Annotated in this window: 14 protein-coding genes; 9 read left to right on the top strand and 5 right to left on the bottom strand. The window is 61.0% G+C overall.

Annotated features, from left to right (window positions below):
- Positions 1–9: 9 nt before the first annotated feature.
- Positions 10–1713, bottom strand: a complete 1704-nt coding sequence (locus Enr13x_RS25465; protein WP_145389612.1) for an outer membrane protein assembly factor BamB family protein — start codon at positions 1711–1713, stop codon at positions 10–12.
- Positions 1714–1883: 170 nt separating this feature from the next.
- On the opposite strand from Enr13x_RS25465, the gene Enr13x_RS25460 reads away from it, so the two are divergent.
- From Enr13x_RS25460 to Enr13x_RS25450, 3 genes are read left to right on the top strand one after another with little or no spacing between them, the layout of a single operon-like run.
- A complete protein-coding gene (locus Enr13x_RS25460; protein ID WP_145392696.1) occupies positions 1884–2780 on the top strand; it encodes an AAA family ATPase in 897 nt (298 codons plus the stop codon).
- A gap of 13 nt (positions 2781–2793) precedes the next feature.
- Complete coding sequence (locus Enr13x_RS25455) at positions 2794–3825, top strand: Gfo/Idh/MocA family protein (protein ID WP_145389611.1); 1032 nt, start codon at positions 2794–2796, stop codon at positions 3823–3825.
- Between the two features lie 44 nt (positions 3826–3869).
- Positions 3870–4220, top strand: a complete 351-nt coding sequence (locus Enr13x_RS25450; protein WP_145389610.1) for a P-II family nitrogen regulator — start codon at positions 3870–3872, stop codon at positions 4218–4220.
- A gap of 311 nt (positions 4221–4531) precedes the next feature.
- On the opposite strand, the gene Enr13x_RS25445 is transcribed toward Enr13x_RS25450, so the two are convergent.
- Complete coding sequence (locus tag Enr13x_RS25445) at positions 4532–5356, bottom strand: hypothetical protein (protein ID WP_145389609.1); 825 nt, start codon at positions 5354–5356, stop codon at positions 4532–4534.
- A gap of 298 nt (positions 5357–5654) precedes the next feature.
- The gene (locus tag Enr13x_RS25440; RefSeq protein WP_231743779.1) at positions 5655–9662 is read right to left on the bottom strand and encodes a DUF7133 domain-containing protein; all 4008 of its coding nucleotides are present in this window, start codon (positions 9660–9662) and stop codon (positions 5655–5657) included.
- Positions 9663–9977: 315 nt separating this feature from the next.
- Between Enr13x_RS25440 and asnS the strand changes: the two genes are divergently transcribed.
- Positions 9978–11372, top strand: coding sequence for an asparagine--tRNA ligase (asnS, locus tag Enr13x_RS25430; protein ID WP_145389608.1), 1395 nt, complete (start codon positions 9978–9980; stop codon positions 11370–11372).
- Positions 11373–11550: 178 nt separating this feature from the next.
- On the opposite strand, the gene Enr13x_RS25420 is transcribed toward asnS, so the two are convergent.
- A complete protein-coding gene (locus tag Enr13x_RS25420) occupies positions 11551–12711 on the bottom strand; it encodes an acyl-CoA dehydrogenase family protein (protein ID WP_145389606.1) in 1161 nt (386 codons plus the stop codon).
- Positions 12712–12990: 279 nt separating this feature from the next.
- Here Enr13x_RS25420 and glgP point away from each other — a divergent pair, with 279 nt between their 5' ends.
- From glgP to Enr13x_RS25400, 4 genes are all read left to right on the top strand, one after another.
- The gene (gene glgP, locus Enr13x_RS25415; RefSeq protein WP_145389605.1) at positions 12991–15213 is read left to right on the top strand and encodes an alpha-glucan family phosphorylase; all 2223 of its coding nucleotides are present in this window, start codon (positions 12991–12993) and stop codon (positions 15211–15213) included.
- A gap of 48 nt (positions 15214–15261) precedes the next feature.
- Positions 15262–16392, top strand: a complete 1131-nt coding sequence (locus Enr13x_RS25410; RefSeq protein ID WP_145389604.1) for a glycerate kinase — start codon at positions 15262–15264, stop codon at positions 16390–16392.
- 171 nt (positions 16393–16563) lie between these two features.
- The gene (locus tag Enr13x_RS25405; RefSeq protein ID WP_145389603.1) at positions 16564–16746 is read left to right on the top strand and encodes a hypothetical protein; all 183 of its coding nucleotides are present in this window, start codon (positions 16564–16566) and stop codon (positions 16744–16746) included.
- 665 nt (positions 16747–17411) lie between these two features.
- Positions 17412–18677 (top strand): DUF1559 domain-containing protein, encoded by a 1266-nt coding sequence (locus tag Enr13x_RS25400; protein ID WP_145389602.1) that lies wholly within the window; start codon positions 17412–17414, stop codon positions 18675–18677.
- Between the two features lie 293 nt (positions 18678–18970).
- On the opposite strand, the gene Enr13x_RS25395 is transcribed toward Enr13x_RS25400, so the two are convergent.
- On the bottom strand, positions 18971–20176 hold the full coding sequence (locus Enr13x_RS25395; protein ID WP_231743778.1) for a multiheme c-type cytochrome: 1206 nt from the start codon (positions 20174–20176) through the stop codon (positions 18971–18973).
- A gap of 198 nt (positions 20177–20374) precedes the next feature.
- On the opposite strand from Enr13x_RS25395, the gene Enr13x_RS25390 reads away from it, so the two are divergent.
- Entirely contained in the window at positions 20375–21817 is a 1443-nt protein-coding gene (locus Enr13x_RS25390) for a tetratricopeptide repeat protein (protein ID WP_145389601.1), read from the top strand.
- Positions 21818–21930 lie beyond the last annotated feature (113 nt).

Raw genomic sequence — 21930 nt, 5'->3', positions numbered from 1 at the left:
GCCACTGTTTTATTTCTGTGGCAACTGGAAACAAATCGCTTGGCGGTCGTTTCGGACCAGCACGTGACGGCCCGCGACGGTGGGGATGTTCCAGGTCTTCGAATCCAGTGCGGGCATGCGAAACAGTTCGTGATAGTCATCGACGGACGCTTCGACAAACACCACATCACCGGTTTCGTCCTGGACGACCAACACGTCACCGACCAGCACCGCTTGTCCCTGCCCGGCGCGGCGTCGTCTCGGTTGCGTCCAGTACGTCGTCGCGTCATCCAAGTTGACCGCCTGCAGGGAACCGTTGCCGATGCCATAGCCGACGTCGCCGGCGACACAGGTGTGATTGAATTTGGTTTTCAAAACACGACTGCTGCGCCAGACATCCGACGTCGTCCATCCGGAACCTTCCTTGGTCACGCTGACCAACACGCTGCCTCCGCTATAGCCTTTTCCGACCAGTAAACGGTTCTCTTTGACGGGCACCGCCGACGAACAATTCGCTCCCGTGTTGGTCGAACCGGGCCAGGGAAAGGTCCACAGCACGGTGCCGTCGTGGATCTGATGTCCGCTGACGGTTTTCTCGTTGACCGACACGATTTGACGTTCGCCGTCGAGTGTCGCCACGATCGGCGACGCGTAACTGAGTTGGTCGTCACCGGCCTGCCACACCACATCTCCGGATTCCGCATCCAGCGCCACCAGTGAGCGAACGGGTTGATCAACGCCGGGACCGCCGAGGCTGGTGACACACAGACCGTCGACCAGCAGCGGCGAGCAGGCATAACCCCAGGGTGCGGCGACCTCAAACGCATCTTGACCGCTCCAGCCGGCCAGTTCCAACAGGTTGCGGGTCCAGTGCACGGCCCCGGTCGATCGATCCACACACCACAAGAACCCCGTCGCCGTGGTCGCGTAGACTCGATCGCCCTGGATCGTCGGCGTCGAACGTGGTCCGATTCCGCCGAACTGATTCTCGTGCCGGCCGGCGTGTTGTTGCATCCAAACCAACTCGCCGTCGGAAAGACGATAGCAGGTCAAACATTCCTGGTCGTCACGTTGCTCCAACGTGATCGCATGCTCGCCGGCCACGGCGAAGGACGACCATCCCTCGCCGATTCCCTGGTCCCACAACACGTCCACCTGCGACAGGGACGTCGGCGTGGTAAATCGGCGTTCGGGGTAGACGCCGTTGCGGTTGGGGCCCAAAAACTGGTGCGACGTGACGGCCGGCGTGGGGGTCTCGGTCGCTGTTTCAGACGCCAGGTCCTGGCCCTCCGTTTCGCCGGTGTCGAGCGCGCCGGGTGGGACCGATTTTAATTCGCGTGGCGTTTCGCCGGCGAACCGCCAGCGGAACAGCGGCAGCATTTCGCCGCTGAAGCCATCGAATTGAAACGCCGTCCAAAACAAGGCGACGGCGGCCACGGTCACGGTCGGGACTCGCCAGCGGTGACCGGACCAGCTTTCCAAGCGATGGAAACGATACAAGACGTACAGCGAGGCGATCGACAGACACGCCAATCCGATCAAGTTGGCGTTCTGGTGATCGAACGACGGCGCAAAATATTGCGCCACGGCCGTGATCAGGACGGCCAGGGCGAACGCGATCGCGGCGTTGACCAACTTTGGCTTTCCGGTCGCAGCCCCATCGACCGACGGATCGCGATCGGTCGATGAATCGTCACGATTCTCGTTCGGGGCCTGTTGAATTGACTCCGCCATGGGCTCATTTCTCCAAAAATCATTTCGGCAGCAGCGTTCTCGGCCGTGGGTTCCGCCACCGGTCACACCTGGGTTAATATGGGCGACCACTGATTCGCCGTCCCTTCCCCGATCTTGTTTTATCGATGATGCAGCATGCTTACGAGACCGCTCGACGGCTGCGGGAAAACATGGAAACGGTCATTCTGGGGAAAAACGAAGCCGTTCGCTCGATCGTGTTGACTTTATTGGCCGGGGAACACCTGCTGCTCGAAGACGTCCCCGGAGTGGGCAAAACGCTCGCCGCCAAGGCGTTGGCCGGCAGTATTGATACCGAATTCAGCCGAATTCAGTTCACACCGGACCTGTTGCCCAGCGACATCACCGGCAGCTCGATTTATCGCAGCGATACCCGTGAATTTCAATTCACGCGGGGGCCGATTTTTTCCAATGTGGTCCTGGCCGACGAAATCAACCGCGCCCCACCGAGGACCCAATCGGCGTTGCTCGAAGCGATGAGCGACGGACAGGTCTCTGCGGACGGAACCACTTACCCCCTGCCCCAACCCTTTATCGTCGTCGCGACACAGAACCCGTTTGAGTTCGAAGGCACGTACGTGTTGCCGGAAAGTCAAATGGACCGGTTTTTGATGCGGACGAGCATCGGTTATCCCGAACGCGACAGTGAGCGAATGGTGTTGCAATCGCATCGCAGCGGCGAACCCGTCGATTCGATCAAGAGCGTCGTGACGGCGGACGAGGTGGTGGCGGCGCAAGCGGCCGTCCGCTCGGTGCGTGTCGACGAATCGCTGCAAGACTACCTGCTGGAAATCGTCGCGCTGACGCGGACGACCGACGTGTTTCGATTGGGGGTCAGCACCCGTGCGGCGCTCAGTTTTTACCGTGGTTGCCAAGCCCGCGCGGTGACCGAACAGCGCGACTTTGTCACGCCCGACGACGTCAAATCGCTGGCCGTGACCACGCTTTCCCACCGCGTGCTCGTCGATGACTTTTCCGCCAATTCCAGTCGCGACACCGTCGAACAGCTGATGGCGGAACTGTTGCGCAGCATTCCCGTCCCCGTTTAATCCCAAGTACTCGATGACTGCTTCCCCCACCGACTCCGCACCCACCCGCTTCGGCGTGATGGGCACGGGCCGAATCACACGTCGTTTGGTTGCCGATCTGCAATCGACCGATGCGGTGTCCGTCACTGCGATCGCCAGTCGATCGCAAGAGCGGGCGGATTGGTTCGCCTCGCAATACGGCATCCCCGCGGCGGTCGAGGGTTACCAAGCGTTACTCGACCGCGACGACATCGATGCCGTCTATTTGTCACTGCCACCGTCCTTGCACGCCGACTGGTGCGTGCGGGCGGCGGAGGCGGGAAAACACATCCTGTGCGAAAAACCGTTGGCCACCTCGGCCGACCAAGCCAACCAGATCGCCCAAGCCTGCCAGCGATTCGGCGTCCGCTGGTTGGACGCCACCGGTTGGCTGCATCATCGACGAACCGCAGCGATGCGGGCGCTCGCCAGCGGCGGGCGACTGGGACGATTGGGACACATCACAGCCGCCGTTTCCTTTTATCGACCGTTTCAGTCCGGCGAACATCGCTTGGATCCCGAATTGGGCGGCGGCTGCTTGCTGGACCTCGGCTGGTACACCGCGGGGCTGGCGTGTTACTTTGCCGGCCGCAGCCCCAACCGCGTTTTTGCCGATTGCATCGAAGAGAACGGTGTGCCCCTTCGCACCAACGCCATGCTGTGGTTTGACGACGACCTGACGGCCAGCTTTTCATGCGGTTACGATACCGCGACACGAAAATGGTTCGAAGTCGCCGGCAGTGACGCTTCGGTCATCTGCGACGACTTCACACGCCCTTGGGCGGAACGACCGACTCGGTTTTGGGTGCATGACGCCAACGGCGAGGTGCAGGCCCACGAATCGTCGGATCGTCAAGAACAACGGATGATCCAGGCATTGATCGGCCAGCAGCCATTGGAAGCATTCAATCAGCTGGCGTTACAAACCCAAACGGTCTTGGACGCCTTGGCCGAATCGGCTCGGCTCCGGCAACCGGTTCCGGTGCATGCGGACGTCAGTCCCGACGCCCCCTCTCCTTCCTGCTGAATCGTTCCCCAACGATCTAAACTACACCGCCGAGTGGTTTCATCATGCGTGTCGTCATCGCGATCATCCAACCCACCAAACTGTCCACCGTGCGTGACGCCTTGCGCGAACTGCAGTTGGATGACATCACCGTCTGTGACGCGATGGGCTATGGCCGCCAGCATGGAAAATCGGCACTGTTCCGCGGCAACGAATACAAAGTCGACTTGTTGCGCAAAGTCGCGGTGGAAGTTTTGGTGCACGAGGACGAACTGGAAACCGTGATCGACGTGATCAGCCGCAACGCGCTGACCGGATCGCGGGGGCAGATCGGTGACGGAAAGATCTTCGTCCTGCCGGTGGCCGAAGTCATCGACATCGCCAGCCCCCCGCAGCAGTACGGTTCGGCGGGTTGAGCCCGTCGGTCTCACCGCACCGGACGGCTCGCGGGCTGTCGGTTTTGTCGGATTCTGCTGAGTGAATGGTGAGCCGCTGGCCGTAAGGCCCCGGGCAGCATCGCAGTGCCCGGCCGCTTACGCGGCGCGCGGCTCACAAAAACGACAGCCCGCAAGCCCCCTACCGCCAAATCGAGAAGCGACGTATCCCAAAATGGCTCCCCTCTCCCCCGATTCCTGACTCGCTTAGGCTCGCCAGGAATCGGGGGAGAGGGGAGCCAGAGTGATTCATGTTCCCTTCTCGATTTACCGGAGAGCCTTACGGCGGTGGATCAGTGTGTCGGTGGGAAGACGAAGTTCTTGAAGGTCGCGGTGACGGGAATCGGCTCTTGACGCCGGTGAACGCTCCAGTAGGGCTTTCCATCCAACTGGGCCTGGAGCGCGTAGGAGGTCATGGGAGCCAGCGCCACGTGCCACTGGGCGTCCGAAGTCGCAGCCTGGTCGCCCTGGGGCGGGCGTGCTTCGATGATCACGAACAGTTCCGGGTCGGTGCCGTGGGCGAACACGAACACGGCGCCGTCGATCGTCGTCTGGTCACGGTAGCGTGCGATCGGTGTCGTCATCATTCGCAACCGGTCCTCGTCGCCGCCTTCAAAATCATCGCTTGCCGAAAAGCGACGGACGAGTTGACGCATTTGCCGCAGGCGCGCCGGCTCTGTCGCCGCAGGCCTGGCCGCGTCGGGAATCGGTTTAAAGCTGACGCCGGCCTCGGCGGGGGCCCACGCCGCACGGCCGTTGTATTCAAACCTCAACGGTCGTGTGGAGAGTGATTGAAACTCGTGCAACCAGACATCATCGGTTTGGGGAATGATAAAGATCTGTGCCGCAGCAACGGGGCGTTTCTCGTTGTCTTCCCAAACGAATAACCCGCCGTCGACGACGCCGCTGACCGGGTTGGTGAATCGCAACACAGGCTTGCTGCGAAACGTCACCGGTTGTCCGCTCGATTTTTCTCCGACGGTCACCTGATACGACGAGCCCGTCTTCTGCATGTAAGCCAATCGTTCCTCCGCACTGTCGCTCACGCTGGCGACTTTTCCGACCTCTGAAACCTGACACGCCAGCAGAAACAGAACGAGCGACGTTGCGGTTGCCATGCATTCCCCCAAGGCTGGAAAGAAACAGAATTTGAAACTCACGCCACATTTAAGTCGGCATGTCTATATTGGCGAACGCGGAAGGAGATGTCAACCAATTTAGATTCTCTCCCTCTGGGACAAACGGCGTTTGCGCAGCAAGCAAACGCCAGAGAGCGCCGGCTCTGCGAAAACCTATGCGACGCACGGAAAATGCGTGTCGGGTCCTGCCAGTGGGATAGGCTTCCAGCCTGTCATTCCAGCATCGACAGGGCGGAAGCCTCTCCCACTTATTTTCCGTGCGTTGCTTCAGAGTCCGCTACGGCCGCGTTGCGATTTCGGCCGAGGGGACGACGCCCAGGTAGGCCATCATGTCGCTGATCTCCTGTAGCGTCAGTTCGTCGATCAGCCCGCTGGGCATGATGCTGCTGGTGCTGGGCAGGATTTGGTCCACTTCCGACGCTTCGATCATCGCGGTGTTGTTCCTGGCGTCACGGACGACCAGCGTGCCATCGGATTGTTCGCTGACCATGCCGACATAGACTTTGCCGTCCAGGGTCAGGACTTTCTTGCTGGCGTATTGGTCGCTGACGACGTGCGCCGGGTACAGGATCGATTCGACGATTTCGCGTTTGGTGAACCGCCGCGCGATGCCCGACAGGCTCGGGCCGATCGATTCGCCGTAGTTTCCGAATCGGTGACATTGGGCACAGCTGGCTTTGGTGTACGCGGCTTTACCCGCCGCCGGGTTTCCCACGCGACCCTTGTCGCTATCGAGATACGTGACCAGTTGTTCAAAATCCCAACGTGACTCATCGGCCTTGGGCAGCACAGCCGGCGGGCGATCGGGATACACGCTGGCGTACCATTTTTGCCACGGACGCATGGATTTCTTTCCACCGGCCGGACGTTCCATTCCGGTCCAGTGTTCCAGCAATTGTTCGATTTTTTCAAACGGCCGTTGGTCTGCTTCGGCGCGGACACCGAGCAAGATCAGATGACGCAGTGCCATCGGGTCGTCGGTAGCGACGTCGACCTGTTGCAGCGCGGCGACGACGTCTTCACCGGCCTCGTCGTCCAGAATGTTCAGACTGCGGACCAGGTAGTCCCAGTTTTCGCCTTCGGGGTGGACCGCCAAGGCCATCGAGATGACGGCGCGGCGTTGTGGTTCGTCTCGCCAAAGTTCACGCAAGTACTCTTGGGATGCGGGTTCTTCGGACGACGCCAGCAAGGCGACGATTCCCGTCCGCAGCCGTCGCTGGACGTCACGGCCGTCCTGGTTGTCGCGAATCTTTTTGTCCAGTGACAACAATGTTTCGGTCGTCAGTGCATCGATCGGCTGTTTGACTTTGTAGATCGCCGCCAAGGCCGCGTTCTGCCAAACGTGTCCCTGTTCCAGGATGGCTTGCAAGTCGTCGGCGGACAGCGTCGATGCAAAGTCACGGGTGACGTTGGTCATGTACATCGGCAGCGAGCCGGCGGTCGATCGGTTAGCCGCTTTTTCAAAGAATTTCAGGATGGCAAAGCGTTGTTTCGCGTTCCATCCATCGGACATCGATTGCAAACACATCGCCACCAGGGTGCGCGTCTCGTGCGGCGCATCGGATTCCAGATACTCGATCGCACGATCGGCCAAGGACTCGGAACTGAGGTACGTGGCCAGCCGAATGACTTCGTGATTGATTCTCGGTTCGCCCGCGGGAAACTCTTCGGCGATCTGTGCCCCCAGCGGAGCCACCTTGGACGGATCCAGTCCGCTGCGGTGCAGCGTCACCTGGCACAGTCGCAAGACATCGATGAAGTCGGCGTCGCTGAGGAATCCGGTCATCATTTCGCTGCAGCGTTCCAAGACCGCCAGGGCCGTTTTTTCGCTGTGGTCGACATCCACCAGGGCCAGCATGCCGACGATGGCGACGCGTGTTTGGTCGGTACCGAGCACTTCGTCGCGGAAGGTTTCGGGGGGCATTCGTTCGAGCAGTTTGCGGCCGACGAACGCCAGCGTCCGGTCACCGCTTGCGATCACCTCGTACAGGCCGTCGACGTTGTCGGGCGTGATGTTGCCTCGCAACATCGCTTCGCATGCCGCCCGTCGGACTGCCGGTGCGTCGTCGACCAACAGTTCCGCCAGGCGTTTTTCACCGCGCGGCCCGGGGGCTCGTCCCAGCATCAGCGCGGACTTGGCACGCACCAGTTCGCTTTCGGCTTGACTGAGTTCCAGCAACAGATCTTCGCTGGGGATGGGGCCGAACAGTTGCATCAACGTCATCGCGCGGACACGGTAATCCGGCGGGTTGTCGTCGCTGTAGGCCACTCCGGCGACCAGTTGGTTCCAGCTGTCACCGAGTTCGCTTTTGATCGAGGCGATTTCTTGACGTGTCCAAGCCGATTCGATTTGCGGTTGGCGAATGGCGGCGGCGATTCCCGTCCCGAGTTTGTTCATCCGGTCGGGCACTTCGCCTTTGTAGATGACGCGATACACGCCGCCGGCGGTCGACCGGCCTCCGGTACAGAAATACAAGCCGCCGTCGGGGCCGACTTCCAAGTCGGTGACGTTGAGCGGTTGGCCTTGCAGGAAAACTTCGCTGTCGGCCACAAAGCTCGCCCCACGCGGTTTCAGACGCACATTCAGGATTCGACCTTCGCTCCAGTCGGCCAGGAACAGAGTGTTTTGATAACGGACCGGAAACGCGTAGTGTTCGTAGCAGACGCCACCGGTCGGGCTGCCGCGTCCGGTGTCCAGCATGTCCGGCAAGCGGTCGTAATAGTACTCGGGCCATTTCGCCCAACCGGTTCGCCAACCAAACTCACCGGCTTCGGTGACATCGAAGACGGCATTGGGGCGATACCATGCGGTGTCCACATCGGCTTCCATGTCGGCATCGTGGACGAACATGGCGCCGCCGGAGTGGAAGACGATGTCGTAGGGATTTCGCAGTCCGCCGGCGACGCGTTCGATGACGCTGCCGTCGATGTTGGTACGGACGATGGTTCCGCCCGGTGCCTTGATGCCTTGACCGTGACCGGCGGGGTCTTCATAACGCGGCAACAAGTCGCCTTCGTAAGCGTCACGATAGGTTTGTCCGTCGCCGATTTCGCCGGCCGCTTGCACGTGGCTTCCCAGTGCGACGTAGATCATGCCGTCGGGGCCCAATCGCAAACCGTGCGGGCCGTGTTCACTGGGACGGGCCGGGCGACCGGCCGCGTCGACGAATTTGACGATCGCTTCGACCTGCTCCAGCGTTCCGTTGCGATCGCTGTCGGACAACTTGTACAGCGCCGGGCCGTCGGGGCCATCGCCGGTGACAAACACCTGACCGTTGAGTGCCAGAATGCCCTGACACGATTTGACTTTGTCGCAATACGTGCGGACGGTTTCGGGAACACCGTCGTCGTTGTCATCATAGGCCAGCAACAGCGGCCCGTTTTCTTTGGAGATCAACAGATGACCGAACTCGTTGAACGTCATCGCGATCACCGATCCGATCTTGTCGTCGGACAGGATGCGTTGGACGCCGAATCCTTTTTGAATTTGAAACCGTTCGCGCTGTTGGGTCGTCGGTGGAGCCGGTGGGGCTGTTTTCAACGGTTCGTTCGGCCCGGCCAGTCCGCGGGACGCCATGATCGATTTTCCGGCGCTGGCTGCGATCGGAGAGGGCGGCGGTGAAGGGGCGGAGGATGGTGCGGCGGCAACGGAGCGTTCGGGTTCGGTTGCGACGCGATCCCAAGGGGCGGTATCGCCGAGCGGGCCGAACGCCGCCGCCGATCCCCACAAACGATCGTTGAAGACGACGGTTTCCCACAGTTCGCTGTCGTCGGTGCTGGTTTTCCAAGAGGCGTCGGAGCTAAACGTGAACCACTTGTCGCCATTTTCCGGCCGCACCGAAACGCGTGCGGCCAGCGCGGCGGTGTCGCCGCGACGGTTGCGGACTTTGACCGCGACGATGTTCCGTCCGACCTCGAAATACTCGCTGACATCGTATTGGTCGACCGTCCGGGACGACTGGCCGGCACCGATCGAGTGCCCGTTGACGAACAGTTCATACTGGTCGTCCGCTGCGATCTCGATCCGCGCTTCGGCGGGGACGCGAAGGTTGATCGGTTTGCGGAAAAAACACTCCGCTCCCACGGCGATCGGCTGTTCCGCCGTCGTCCCGTGGGCCCAGATCCATTCCGCCTCTTCCGCCCGGGTGTTGCCGGCTCCGGCCAGGACCATCGACGCGACCAAGGGAATCAACGCGGCGATCGTGATTCCCGCGGGTCGGCGACGAAGAAGTGAATGACGTGAATTCGAAACTGGAGTTCGATTTTCGTTCCAACTGCCGTCCATGGCGCAATCATCTTGTGGAGGGGTGTGCGACAAAATACTTTGGCAACATAGGTGGGGCGGGGAAATCGATGCAAGATCGATTCCCACATTGCCATCGCCCCGATGGACCGGTAGGGTTCCCCGGCCGTTTTATCAGCCCTGTCACGCAACGCTGTGAAGCATTTTTTAGCGGTAGGGCGCAAGCCCTCCGGTGTTTTGGTAAAGATGAGAAACCGGAGGGCTTGCGCCCTGCCGCGAACGCCTCGCAAAACGCGAGGAAAAAATGCTTCACAGCGATGCCTGTCACGACTCGTTTCCCCATCGAAGTGCGCCGCAATGAGTGATTGGATTCCCGTCAAACAAGCTCGTCTTGCCGAGTCCTCCGGCCGTCCCTGTGAGATCCGCGGCTGGGTCCGGACACGCCGTGATAGCAAAGGCGGATTCAGCTTCATCGAAATCAACGACGGATCCTCGCTGGGCAACCTGCAGGTCGTCGCGCCGGCGGAGCTGGACAACTACGCCGGCGAGATTCAAAGGTTGACCGCCGGTTGCAGCGTCGTCGTCCGGGGCGAATTGCAAGCCTCACCGGCCAAGGGCCAAGCCACCGAACTGCACGCCAGTGCCGTCCGCGTCCTGGGCTGGGCCGACCCGGAAACCTATCCGCTGCAGAAAAAACGGCACTCGTTCGAAAAACTGCGTGAATGGGCGCACCTTCGCACCCGCACCAACACGCTGGGTGCGGTGATGCGGGTCCGCGACCAGATCTGTCAATCGATTCACCGCTTCTTTCATGAAAACGGTTTCCTGTACGTCAACACGCCGATCATCACCGCCAGTGACTGCGAGGGTGCCGGCGAGATGTTCCGCGTCACCACGCTGGACTTGGAACGGCTGGCGAAGTCCGGCGGACCGGTGGATTTCAGCTTCGATTTCTTCGACAAGCCGACCTTCCTGACCGTTAGCGGGCAACTCGAAGGCGAAACCTATGCGACATCGCTGGGACGGATCTACACCTTCGGGCCGACCTTTCGCGCCGAGAACAGCAACACGAGTCGGCATCTGGCGGAGTTCTGGATGATCGAACCTGAAGCGGCGTTCTTTGACTTGGCCGACAACATGCAACTCGCCGAGCAGTTCCTCAAACAGGTCTTCTCCGAATGCCTGCAGTGTTGCGAAGAAGACATGGCGTTCTTTGATCAACGGATCGAGAAGGGAAAGATCGACCAGATCCGTGGCGTGATCGACAAACCGTTCGAGCACATGACGTACACCGAAGCGATCAAGGTGTTGGAAACATCGGGACAGAAGTTCGACTATGACATCGCCTGGGGCAGTGATCTGCAAGCCGAACACGAGCGTTATTTGACGGAGCAGCACGTCGGCGGTCCGTTGATTCTGACCGACTATCCGTCGACGATCAAACCGTTCTACATGCGCGTCAGCGATGACGAAAAAACGGTCGCCGCGATGGATGTGCTGGTGCCGGGCGTGGGAGAAATCATCGGCGGCAGCCAACGCGAAGAACGCTTGGATGTGCTACGCAAACGGATGGCCGAACAATCACTCAGTGAAGACGAGTATGGGTGGTACGTCGATTTGAGGAAGTATGGGACGGTCCCGCATGCCGGATTCGGCCTGGGCCTGGAACGCGCTGTTCAATACGTCACCGGGATGGCGAACATCCGCGACGTGATCCCGTTTCCCAGGACGCCGGGGAGTGCGGAGTTTTGAGAGGGAGACAAGGAGACAAGGAGACAAGGAGACAAGGAGAGGGGGAGACGGGGAGACAAGGAGACAAGGAGACAAGGAGACAAGGAGAGGGGGAGCTGCCGACTGCCTACTGCCGACTGCCGACTGCCTACTGCCGACTGCCGACTGCCGACTGCCAACTGCCTACTGCCAACTGCCCCTACTCCAGTCCCGCCAGTTCGCAGAGGTGTGCGTCGGCGACCGGTTGGGGGCAGCTCCAGACGAGAAAGAACAGCGCCTGCTGGCACCAGCGTCCGACCGGATGATCGATCATCATCCCGGCTCCCTTGGCGGTCGTCATGGCCGCAGCGGTCGTTCGTTGGACCAAGCCGTTGGCCAGTGACCGGATGGCGGCCGAATCATGCCCGCTGTCTCCGCCTGCGGCCGATCGAATCGTCTGGTGCAGCCGTTCGTGTTCGTCATCGAATCGATCGACGATCGGAATCAGATTGCTTCGCCGGCCGGATTCGTCTCGCAAGTAGTCCAACGCAGCGTACGACAAACCGAGTGCGAGTGCGGAGGTCTGCAATCCGCCGGCACCGGTCGGGGCGCCTTGCCTCTGTTTCGCCGGGGCCAAGACATTTTGACGAGGTCCGGACAGCACATGCTGACCGGGGACGAAGACATCGTTCAGCTCGATCGCGTCGGTACAGCTGGCGGACATGGCGACCATGTCCGCACCGCGGCCGGCCCGAACGCCTGCGTCCGACGGCCTGATCAAGGCCAGGATTTGTGTCGCGTCGTCACACGTCGCGCCGACGACGACGTATCCGACCGCGGGGGCCCCGGTGACCCAGGGAATGATTCCCGACAGCCGATAGCCCCGCTGGGCACCCCGCTCGGCCCCCAGTTCATCGCCCTGTTCGCCGCCCTGATGAACCGGCGCTGCGACGACGGCGGGACGCCCCAGGTGCAAGCGGCTGGTCGTCAAATGACTGATGCCCACCGACGCGATCGTCGTGCCATCGAGCAGCCTCGGCAGCACGGACTCTTGCAAGCGGCTGGCGGCGTGGCCGCCCTCGGCCAACCGATCCGATGCCGCGATCCGTTTGATCGCGCCGACATGCTGGGTGATCACAAAGGTGGTCAACAAATCCGCACGGGCCAGCCCGATCAGGGTTTCGGTTTGGTCCACGGCGGTCCACGCCCGCGGGTCGGCCTCCGTCGGCGCGAGTCCGCTCAGGCCGCGAAAGATGCCCTGTTGCCCGCACCGCAACAGGGATTCCGCCGGCCAGTCACTCGTCGTCCGCCACCTGGAAGCCTGCGACGCAAGGGTTTCCAACAGAGACTTGAAACCGGGGATTGTGGTGGAATGACGCATGTCGGGAATTTGCGAGAGGAACCAGGGACGGGATTGCCTGGACGGGGCTCGTTAGGTTGGACGTTTTGCGGCGATTTGGCAAGGTTGCGGGGAAAATCAAACGGCTCGACGACGCCCCAGCTCGGAAACTTTGGAAGATTGCCCGCCACTGCGACGACCGTTGCTTGATTCGCCGGGGCAAGTGGTCGACAACAGAGACCTGAGCCGATTCAGAACGTGCGCCGCGTGCGACGCCGAATTCTCTCCACTGACTTCTCTACACTGTGCGACGGGACCGCTATGAGTCAAACCGAACTACCGCCCACCGAAAGTGTTTCCCCTCGCCCTCCGGCGGGCCCGTCGGATTTCTTTAGCGAACTCAGTCATGCCGACGATTTGTATGGCAAGCTTTGGACGCTCGCCAACAACCTTTGGTGGAGCTGGCATCCGGAATGTGACGCGATCTTTCGTGACGTCGATCCGATTCGCTGGCGACAGCTCGGTCACAACCCGGTGGCCCTGTTGCGTGAGATGACGCCGGAGCGGCTGGCCGACCGCGCGGGGGAATTGGTGCTGCACAGCCGTATCAATTACGCCTACCGTCGACTGCAAGAGTACCTGACGTCCTCGCAAACATGGGCGTCGACCAACGCCGGCGTCTTGGGGGCCAAGCCGGTTGCCTATTTTTCGGCGGAGTTTGGGATTCACGAATCGATCCCGATCTACAGCGGCGGGTTGGGCGTGCTGGCCGGTGACCACATCAAAAGCGCCTCGGGGCTGGGCGTCCCGTTGGTCGGCATCGGGCTGTATTACAGCCAAGGTTATTTTCGCCAGTACTTGGACGAAGACGGTTTCCAAGGTGAAGATTACCTGGAAACGAAAATCGAGAATCTTCCGATTCAGGCGGCGTTGGATTCCGACGGGCAGCCGCTGACGGTGGCGATCGACACGCGGGATGGGCAATTGTTTGCCAAAGTCTGGTTGATGCACGTCGGACGGGTGCGTTTGTATCTGCTCGATTGCAACGTCGACGGCAACAAGCCGGAAGACCGCGAATTGACCAGCCGTTTGTACGGTGGCGATGAACGCACGCGAATTCGTCAGGAACTGGTGTTGGGCGTGGGCGGCGTCAAGGCGTTGGCCGCGCTGGGGATCGACCCCGGCGTCTATCACCTCAACGAAGGGCACTCCGCGTTCGGCGCCTTGCAAGTCGTCCGACAGTTGATGGACAACGACGGGATGACGTTCGAAGACGCCGTCCAGCTATCGGCCCGCGCCACGTGCTTCACCACGCACACGCCCGTTCCCGCCGGACACGACCGTTTTCCGCCCGCCTTGGTCGAAGAGCACCTGGGGCCGTTGCGCGATGCGTTGGGCATCAGCCAAAAAGAATTGCTGGCCCTGGGCCGAGTCGACCCTGACAACGACAACGAATCGTTTTGCATGACGGTGATCGGGTTCAAAATGAGCCGATGTGCCAACGCCGTCAGCAGTCTGCATGGCGTCGTCTCGCGCCGCATGTGGCAATCGATGTGGCCCGACCGCGCCGAGAATGAAGTGCCGATCGGACACATCACCAACGGCGTCCACGTGGCCAGCTGGTTGGCCGTGCAAATGCAAACCTTGTACGACAAACACTTTCACACCGACTGGAAGCACCGGTTGCAGGAACCCGACGCCTGGCAAGCGATTCACGACGTGGATCCCGGCGAACTGTGGGAAACGCACAATTCGCTCAAACACAACTTGATTTCGTTTGTGCGTCGTCGTTTCAGTCGACAATGCCGACGACGTGGCGAAAGTGACAACGTGGTCGAGGCGGCGCGACACATCCTGGACCCGCGGGTGTTGACGATCGGATTTGGACGCCGATTCGCGACCTACAAACGTGCGAATCTGCTGTTCAGCGACATGGATCGGATCGCCGAACTGCTCGGCAACAGCGACCGTCCGGTGCAATTGATTTACGCGGGCAAGGCGCACCCGAAAGATGAACCGGGCAAGAAATTCATTCAGGAGATCGCCAATCTGCGGCACGACCCCCGCTTCGCCGGTCGCGTCGCCTTCGTCGAAGACTATGACATCAACGTCTGCCGTCATCTGATCCAAGGCGTCGACGTGTGGTTGAACAATCCCCGTCGCCCCTTGGAAGCCAGCGGGACGAGCGGCCAGAAAGTCGTGCTCAATGGCGGTTTGAACTGCAGCATCCTGGACGGCTGGTGGGGCGAAGCCTTCAACGGCGGCAACGGCTTTGCCATCGGCAACGGTCGGTCACACGTCAGTGACGAAATCACCGATCGACGCGACGCCGAATCGCTCTACCAAACGCTGGAAGAACAAGTGATCCCGTGCTTCTACACACGCGACAGTGATGGGCTGCCGAAGTTTTGGATCAAACGCATGATGAACAGCATCAGCACCTTGGCCTGGCGATTCAGCAGCCACCGCATGGTCGCCGATTACACCGCAAAATCCTATGTCTGGGCCGCCGGAGGCGTGACCTGTGAAATGCGGTATCGATGAGATTTGAGATTTGAGCTTTAGTTGTCCGTTTCCGCCGCGTGGGCTCCCATGAATGTCTTGATCATCCCCGACAAATTTAAAGGTTCACTGACAGGAACCGAAGTCATCGAAGCGATCGAAGCGGGGCTGCGCCGGTTCGACTCGGGTGTCCAAACCCATTCGATCACCGCATCCGATGGTGGTGACGGGTTTCTTGATGCGATTCGCAAGAGCGATCCGTCCGTCGCGGCGATCGAATGCGAGACCACCGACCCGCTCGGTCGTCCGATCCGGGCGGAATATGGGTTGGACGCAAGCCGCGGCACGGCATACATCGAAATGGCGCGGGCTTCGGGAATGGAGTTGCTGAGTGCCCAGCAGCGCGACCCCTCGCGGACGTCGACGCTGGGGACCGGCACGCTGATCGCCGACGCCTTGCTCCGCGGTGCAAAAACGCTGTACATCGGCCTGGGCGGCAGCGCGACCAACGACGGCGGCATCGGAATCGCCGAAGCCCTCGGCTATCGGTTTCTCGATGCCGACGGTGCGACGCTGCCGACGACCGGCGGATCGCTGGATCAAATCGCTTCGATCGATGCGTCCGACGTGCTGCCGGAACTCTCCTCGGCTCGCGTTTTTGCGATCAACGATGTCGCCAACCCCCTGCTCGGCCCCGAAGGCGCAGCGGCCGTCTATGGACCGCAAAAAGGTGCCGACCGAGAGATGGTCGCGCGACTCGATCGCGGGCTGGATCGGCTGCAACAAATCGTTCGACGCGATTTGCAATTGGATGTCGCGGACGTTCCCGGAGCCGGCGCCGCCGGGGGAACCGGTTACGGGCTGAAGGCTTTTTTGCACGCCGAGTTTCTCTCGGGAATCGAGTTTGTGCTTTCGTTGACCGGGGTGGAATCCCTGCTTTCCGGCGGCACCATCGACTGGATCGTCACCGGTGAAGGCAAGATCGATGATCAGACCGCCTACGGGAAACTGGTCCGCGGGGTTGCCGACGTCGGAGAAAAGTACCGCGTGCCGGTCGCGGCACTGTGTGGCGTGTTGGCGCTGGAGAAGGCATCGGTCGAGGACCTGGGGCTGACCCGCGTGCGACAGATCCACGACCCGGTCCGATCGGTGGACGAAACGATCCGCCATGCCAAAGTATTGCTGATCGATGCCGCGGAGCAATTGCTGAAGGCCGGCTAGTGCTTCATCAGCTTGTAAACTGAGTGTGCCGCGGCGGCGCGCCGCTCGCTTTGTGGCCGGCGGTGGGTTAAGGTGAATGGAAACGTGGCTGGCGCAGAGGGCATCCGTTCAGGTACGTCCCTTTGCCCTGCATGCGTGCCCTGACTCATTTTATTCTGAAAGGTTTGACCGATGAAAAAGTTTGCTTGGTTGTGGATGGCCGCCTTGTGTTTCACCACGCTTTCGTTCACCGGATGCGGTGGCAGCGGCGACACTCAGGTGATTGAAGCCCCTGCCGTTGAAGAGGAAGACGAGGCGATGGCGGGAATGACGGAAGAAGAATACGACGCTGAGATGGAAAAATCGATGCAGTGATCCTGGACCGGACGTCGCAGTCAGGCTGCGACGACTTTCTGATTCGTTGATGGCGAACCGCGTCGGCGCTGGTCGCATGCCGGCTGATTGGACGCCAAGCGGGGTGTTTTTGTTAGCGGAAGGGCGCGAGCCCTCCGGTCTTTCACGGTGTTTTTGAAGCGCGACCGGACGGCTCGCGGGCTGTCGATTTAGTCGGGATCTGCTGAGTCAATGGTGAGCCGCTGGCCGTAAGGCCTCGGGCAGCGTCGCAATGCCCGGCCGCTTACGCGTCGCGGCTCACAAAAACGACAGCCCGCTCGTGCCGTTCCGCTAATACCTCAAGAGCCGAACTAAGTGCCATCGTCTGCTGGCACCAGCGTCTGGCCCCGACTCCTGGCCCCGACTCCTCGCCCGCCCGCTGCCCTGACTCAAACCGGGGGCGGGAATCGCCGCAGTCTGACGCGTCTTCTCTTAACACTGCACTCATGTGCAGCTGCGACAGCGATTCCCTGTCGGTCCCCCACTTTTTCCAGACGGCTGCGTGGGCGGGGTGCTGATCGCCAACCCCCTCCGCTATTCCAGGGGGTCGGTTTCGCGAAAAAAACATCTTTTTCGTTAATGGCGTGGATTTTTTTGTTAGGATTGCACCATCGGTATTCTCATCACCTTATTTTCAGGAACGGTCTATGAACCAACGATCCAAACGGACTGCGGCGTTCACGCTTGTTGAACTGCTCGTTGTCATCGCCATTATCGGTATTCTTGTCGGATTGCTGTTACCAGCAGTCCAGGCGGCCCGGGAAGCAGCTCGCCGGATGAGCTGCAGTAACAATTTCAAGCAACTCGGAATTGCGGTCCACAACTACCATTCCGCGTTCAAGCAATTGCCCGTCCATGGGGGCGGAACGGGAATCGGTTTGCAAAACAATCGCTGGTGGCGACAGGGCAACGATGCCAACCACGAGTGCTTGAGTGCCCTGGTCCCGCTGACGGCATTCTTCGAACAGCAAGGGATTTGGTCAGAAGTTTCCAACCCGAGCACGAAGACGGTCACCGGCGCGGCGCCTCCCGGAAACACCGGTTTGACCAGCCCGGCGCGTTGGCCTGCGATGGGCCCCAACCCGCGCAACTTCTCCCGAAACCCGGGGTACATCCCGTGGTCGACGGAAATTCCAATGCTGCGTTGCCCGAGTGATCCCGGGACGGGGTTGCCCGCATTGGGACGGACGAACTATGCGGTGTGCATGGGCGATTCGCCGAGTCCCTGGCACCACAACTACAAGACGGGCGACTTGCGGCCCAACGGATCGGGTGGAGTCCAGAACTTTAATTCGGTCAGCCGGGGTGCCTTCATGGTTCGCAAGGCGGCGAAGTTCCGTGACATCCTGGATGGATTGTCCAACACGATCGCCATGGGCGAAATCAAAACGGACTTGGGTGACCGTGACATCCGCACCGCAGCGTCTTGGAACCGTCGTGGCGGGAACCAGGTCAACAACAACCCGTCCTTGTGTGCGGACAACAACGAGATCGACCCGGAGCGTCCCAAGTACTGGTGCAATGGTGGAGCGGATTGCACCAACCCCGAAGTGCTCAGCCAGAACAACCACGAAGCTCGCGGTGCCGGCTGGGCGAACTTCCGAGCCCACTGCACGCAGGTCTTCACGGTATTGCCCCCCAACCGCGAGGTTTGCGTCGGGCAGTGGATTGATGGTCCCGGCACCATGCCGCCGAGCAGCAACCACCAAGGCGGAGCTCACGTGTTGATGGTCGATGGTGCCGTGGTCTTCATGACCGATTCGGTCGAAGCAGGGAATTCACGAGCCGGTGCGGTTCGACGCAATGCGGGCGGCGGACCGAGAACGCCCGGTCAAGTCAGCCCTTACGGATTGTGGGGCGCGTTGGGAACCAAGGCTTCCGGCGAAACGATTGAAGAGCAACTGAACCAGTAAGCGGTTTCTCGTTCGCTTCGAATTCAAACGCATCCTCGCCCATCACGCATGGGCGAGGATTTTTTTTGCGCGGTCGCTGCTTCGCCGCGACCGGGGATCGCCTGAAGAGACCGTCCAGCTTAGGCCGATCGCTTTTCTGATGTACGATGGCCCTTCCGGGCCGTCGCCCGTGGGGCTCTGCGCGACGACCTAGAAAGGACGTCGTACACCCCTCCGCCGACCACCTCTCACCCATTCGGTCAGATCATTCAGATTCGTCGCGTTTCGCGCTCGTCCTAAGCTGGACGGCCCCTTTAGCCGCCCGCGTCGCCGGCCTGCAGCGGATCCCTTTGGACTCGAATCCAGTGGTCGTGGAACTGCAGCCCTTCGTCCAACTCAACGGCCGGCATGTGACATTCGATGCAGCCTGATTGCGGTGAAACCGGACAGGCGACATGCTCGGCAACGTCATGCTGGTGACAATTGATGCACTTTTGCTCGTGCTCGAATGGTTCAACGGCCTGGATGGTTCGGTGCGGGTTGTGGCAGCTGGTGCATTTCAGTTGCCGATTCGATTCCAGATAACAGCGGCTGCGCAACAGCCCGACCGGTTGAAAGCGTGCCAACAGTTTCGGGTAATCTCGGATCTGTTTTTCGGAGACGCTGCGTGGTAATCGGTGACAATCTCCGCAAAGCTGAAGTTCCGACTCGGTGTCCCAGGTCGGTTGACCGACCGAATAGGGAGGCGGCGAGATGGGGTTCGAACGCGCCGCGCGCACATGTTCGCTGCCCGGGCCATGACACTTCTCGCAATTGATGCTTGGGACCAGGTCGACAATCGTTTCGTTGACGATGTTTGCGCTCGTCGTGTGACAATAGATGCATCGCTGCAGTGGTTCGCCCCGCGATGAATCACCAAAGTATTCCAGCGCATCGCCGGGTGTCTTGTTCGCATGCCCCGGCGTCAGGGCGAGGCGGCCGCCGGCATAGCAGGTCACGCGGTGTTCGATTCCCTCGGTTTGCCCGTCGACCGCCGTGGTCAGCGTCAGAAGGGTTTGGGCATGGTGCCCCGAACCCAACGCGTATTGCAGTGGAAAACGATCCTGTTCGAACCGCTCCGGCAGCGAGACAGACAGTCGGCCCTGTCCCTCAGCATGCTGTCCCTCGGCATGCTGTCCCTCGGCATGATAGTGGTAGGTCCCGAACGATTCGCCCGCGTCGAATGACTGGCCGCCAAACGTGTCGGCAAGATCGGTTTGCGAAACCAGGTGAAAGGTCAATGCATGACCATGCTCGGCGTGCAAGGCGAAGTTCTCGGCATGGCATTCACGACAAACCTGGCGACCGACCCGCGTGGGGGCGGGTGGCGCATTGCCCGGCGTGTCACCCGGCGTGACGTTCGCCCGATCAGCAACGTGCGGGTCATCATCGTGCGGGCCGCCCTGTGATCCGCGCATCGTCGCGAAACCGATCAGAATCAAACACGCGCCCGCGATGGGAAGGATCAGTCCACGATTCACCCGTTTCACTCCCAAGGGGGGCCGTCCAATCAATTTCACGCTTCGACGACCGAATCCAACCCAATCCAATCCAATGGTGCGGTGATCCGGCTCTATCCGTCGAATCGACGACGGACTTTCCAATTGTGTCGCAAGGCGATCCGACCGACAATCAAGGAAACGCCAGAAAGCAAGAATACCAACTCGGGGAACGATCGATTGAGATTGCGACACCACCACACGATCGTTGTTTCGGCGTGCCTGCTGCTGTCGGTTGCCGTGGGCGGCGGTTGTGGCAATAAACAAACGCCATCCGAACCGGCGCATCCGCGTCCGACCGATGCGGCGGGTCCTGGCGTGCCGGATCCTGGCGTGCCGGGTGAGCCCCCCGCCAACGCGTCCCCCTCTTCGCCGACGCAGGCGACGCCGCAATCCGTCGAGCCGATTGCCGAGCCATCAGCAACGGATTCCAGCCCGCCGCCGGATCCGGCGACGCTTCACAATCAGGCGATGCTGGCGTTGCAAGCCGGACAGGATGACCAGGCGTTTCAATTGGCGCGACAGGCCATGCGTCTGGCCCCCGAGGACCCGCAGGTGGTTTTTCTGATGGCGATGGTCTTGGGCAATCGCAAGCGTTATCCGGAGGCCATTGCGATGCTCGACGAATTGGCGACGACGACTGCCGAAGTTCGGCTGCCCGTGCTGGGGCAGACGGCGGAGTGGATGGTCCGCTTTGGACAGTATTCCCAAGCCGAAAAGCGCTATCGAAGGCTGCTGGAGCAAGTGCCCGACGCCGTGATGGTGCATCGCAATTTGTCACAGTTGATGCTGCGGCAAGGGCGACGCATCGAAGCGGCCGAGCACCTGATCACGCTCTGCTCGCTCGGCGACATCCGGGAAGACGAGCTCAGATCATTGCTCTCGATCGCTCACCCCTTTCCCGGTGACGCGGCCGAGGACAGCTTTGATCCGATCGGAATGTTGGGCAGGGCGCGGGTGGATGTCAGCCGCGATCAGTGGGCGTCGGTCCGATCGCGGCTGGAAGCATCCCCAGTCCGCAGTGCCGAAGCAGACGCCTTGCTGGGAAGAGCGTATGCCCAGCTCAACGACGGCGAGGCGCTGGACGCATGGATCGACCGCAGCTGGATCGACCGCAGCGGCGAATCGGTCGATCGATATCCCGATGCCTGGCTGGCCAGGGGCGTCTGGGCGGCGCTTCACGGCGACCACGCGGCGGCCGTCGGGTCGCTTGCCGAATGTGTGCTTCGCGATCAAACCGATCACCAAGCCTATGCGTTGATGAGCCAGTCGCTGCGTGCGTTGGGGGCGGTCGACGAAGCGGAGGCGACCAGCCGCAGGGCCGAGACGATTCGGAAAACCGACACGATCGGCGCCGCGATGGCAGCGGAGGAGACACGCGATGCCGCTGCGTTGGCGCAGCTGGCCGAATTGCTGCAACAACTCCGTCGCCCCCTGGAAGCGCTCGCGTGGCGTGGTGTTCAACTCGCCTACGCCGGAGAAGCGGGGGCGATCGCAACGGCGGATGCACAGCGACGCTTCAATGAAATCGCACAGCAACGCAGGCAATCGCTGCAAGCCGACCGCGGGCAGGCGTCTCGGCAATTTGTGCTCTGTGGTGTCGATCTGGATGCGCTGGACTGATCCACGGTGGTGAGGGAAATCCGACATCAAACCGCGGGTCCGCGCGTCATCGGTTTGACTAATTTCGCCCTAGAGTCAACCAGGTAATCGCACTTGCCACCCTCCCGCCTCGT

This window comes from Stieleria neptunia (assembly GCF_007754155.1).
Lineage (GTDB): Bacteria > Planctomycetota > Planctomycetia > Pirellulales > Pirellulaceae > Stieleria > Stieleria neptunia.
The sequence above is the reverse complement of the archived record's forward strand: the minus strand, read 5'-3'. Positions and strand labels throughout refer to the sequence as shown.

Bases quoted from the DNA above. Each gene is read 5' to 3' on its own strand.
- Enr13x_RS25455 (WP_145389611.1), top strand. From the start codon at position 2,794: ATGACTGCTTCCCCCACCGACTCCGCACCCACCCGCTTCGGCGTGATG.
- Enr13x_RS25450 (WP_145389610.1), top strand. From the start codon at position 3,870: ATGCGTGTCGTCATCGCGATCATCCAACCCACCAAACTGTCCACCGTG.
- asnS (WP_145389608.1), top strand. From the start codon at position 9,978: ATGAGTGATTGGATTCCCGTCAAACAAGCTCGTCTTGCCGAGTCCTCC.
- Enr13x_RS25410 (WP_145389604.1), top strand. From the start codon at position 15,262: ATGAATGTCTTGATCATCCCCGACAAATTTAAAGGTTCACTGACAGGA.
- Enr13x_RS25465 (WP_145389612.1), bottom strand. From the start codon at position 1,713: ATGGCGGAGTCAATTCAACAGGCCCCGAACGAGAATCGTGACGATTCA.
- Enr13x_RS25440 (WP_231743779.1), bottom strand. From the start codon at position 9,662: ATGGACGGCAGTTGGAACGAAAATCGAACTCCAGTTTCGAATTCACGT.
- Enr13x_RS25420 (WP_145389606.1), bottom strand. From the start codon at position 12,711: ATGCGTCATTCCACCACAATCCCCGGTTTCAAGTCTCTGTTGGAAACC.
- Enr13x_RS25400 (WP_145389602.1), top strand. From the start codon at position 17,412: ATGAACCAACGATCCAAACGGACTGCGGCGTTCACGCTTGTTGAACTG.
- Enr13x_RS25445 (WP_145389609.1), bottom strand. From the start codon at position 5,356: ATGGCAACCGCAACGTCGCTCGTTCTGTTTCTGCTGGCGTGTCAGGTT.
- Enr13x_RS25460 (WP_145392696.1), top strand. From the start codon at position 1,884: ATGGAAACGGTCATTCTGGGGAAAAACGAAGCCGTTCGCTCGATCGTG.
- Enr13x_RS25405 (WP_145389603.1), top strand. From the start codon at position 16,564: ATGAAAAAGTTTGCTTGGTTGTGGATGGCCGCCTTGTGTTTCACCACG.
- glgP (WP_145389605.1), top strand. From the start codon at position 12,991: ATGAGTCAAACCGAACTACCGCCCACCGAAAGTGTTTCCCCTCGCCCT.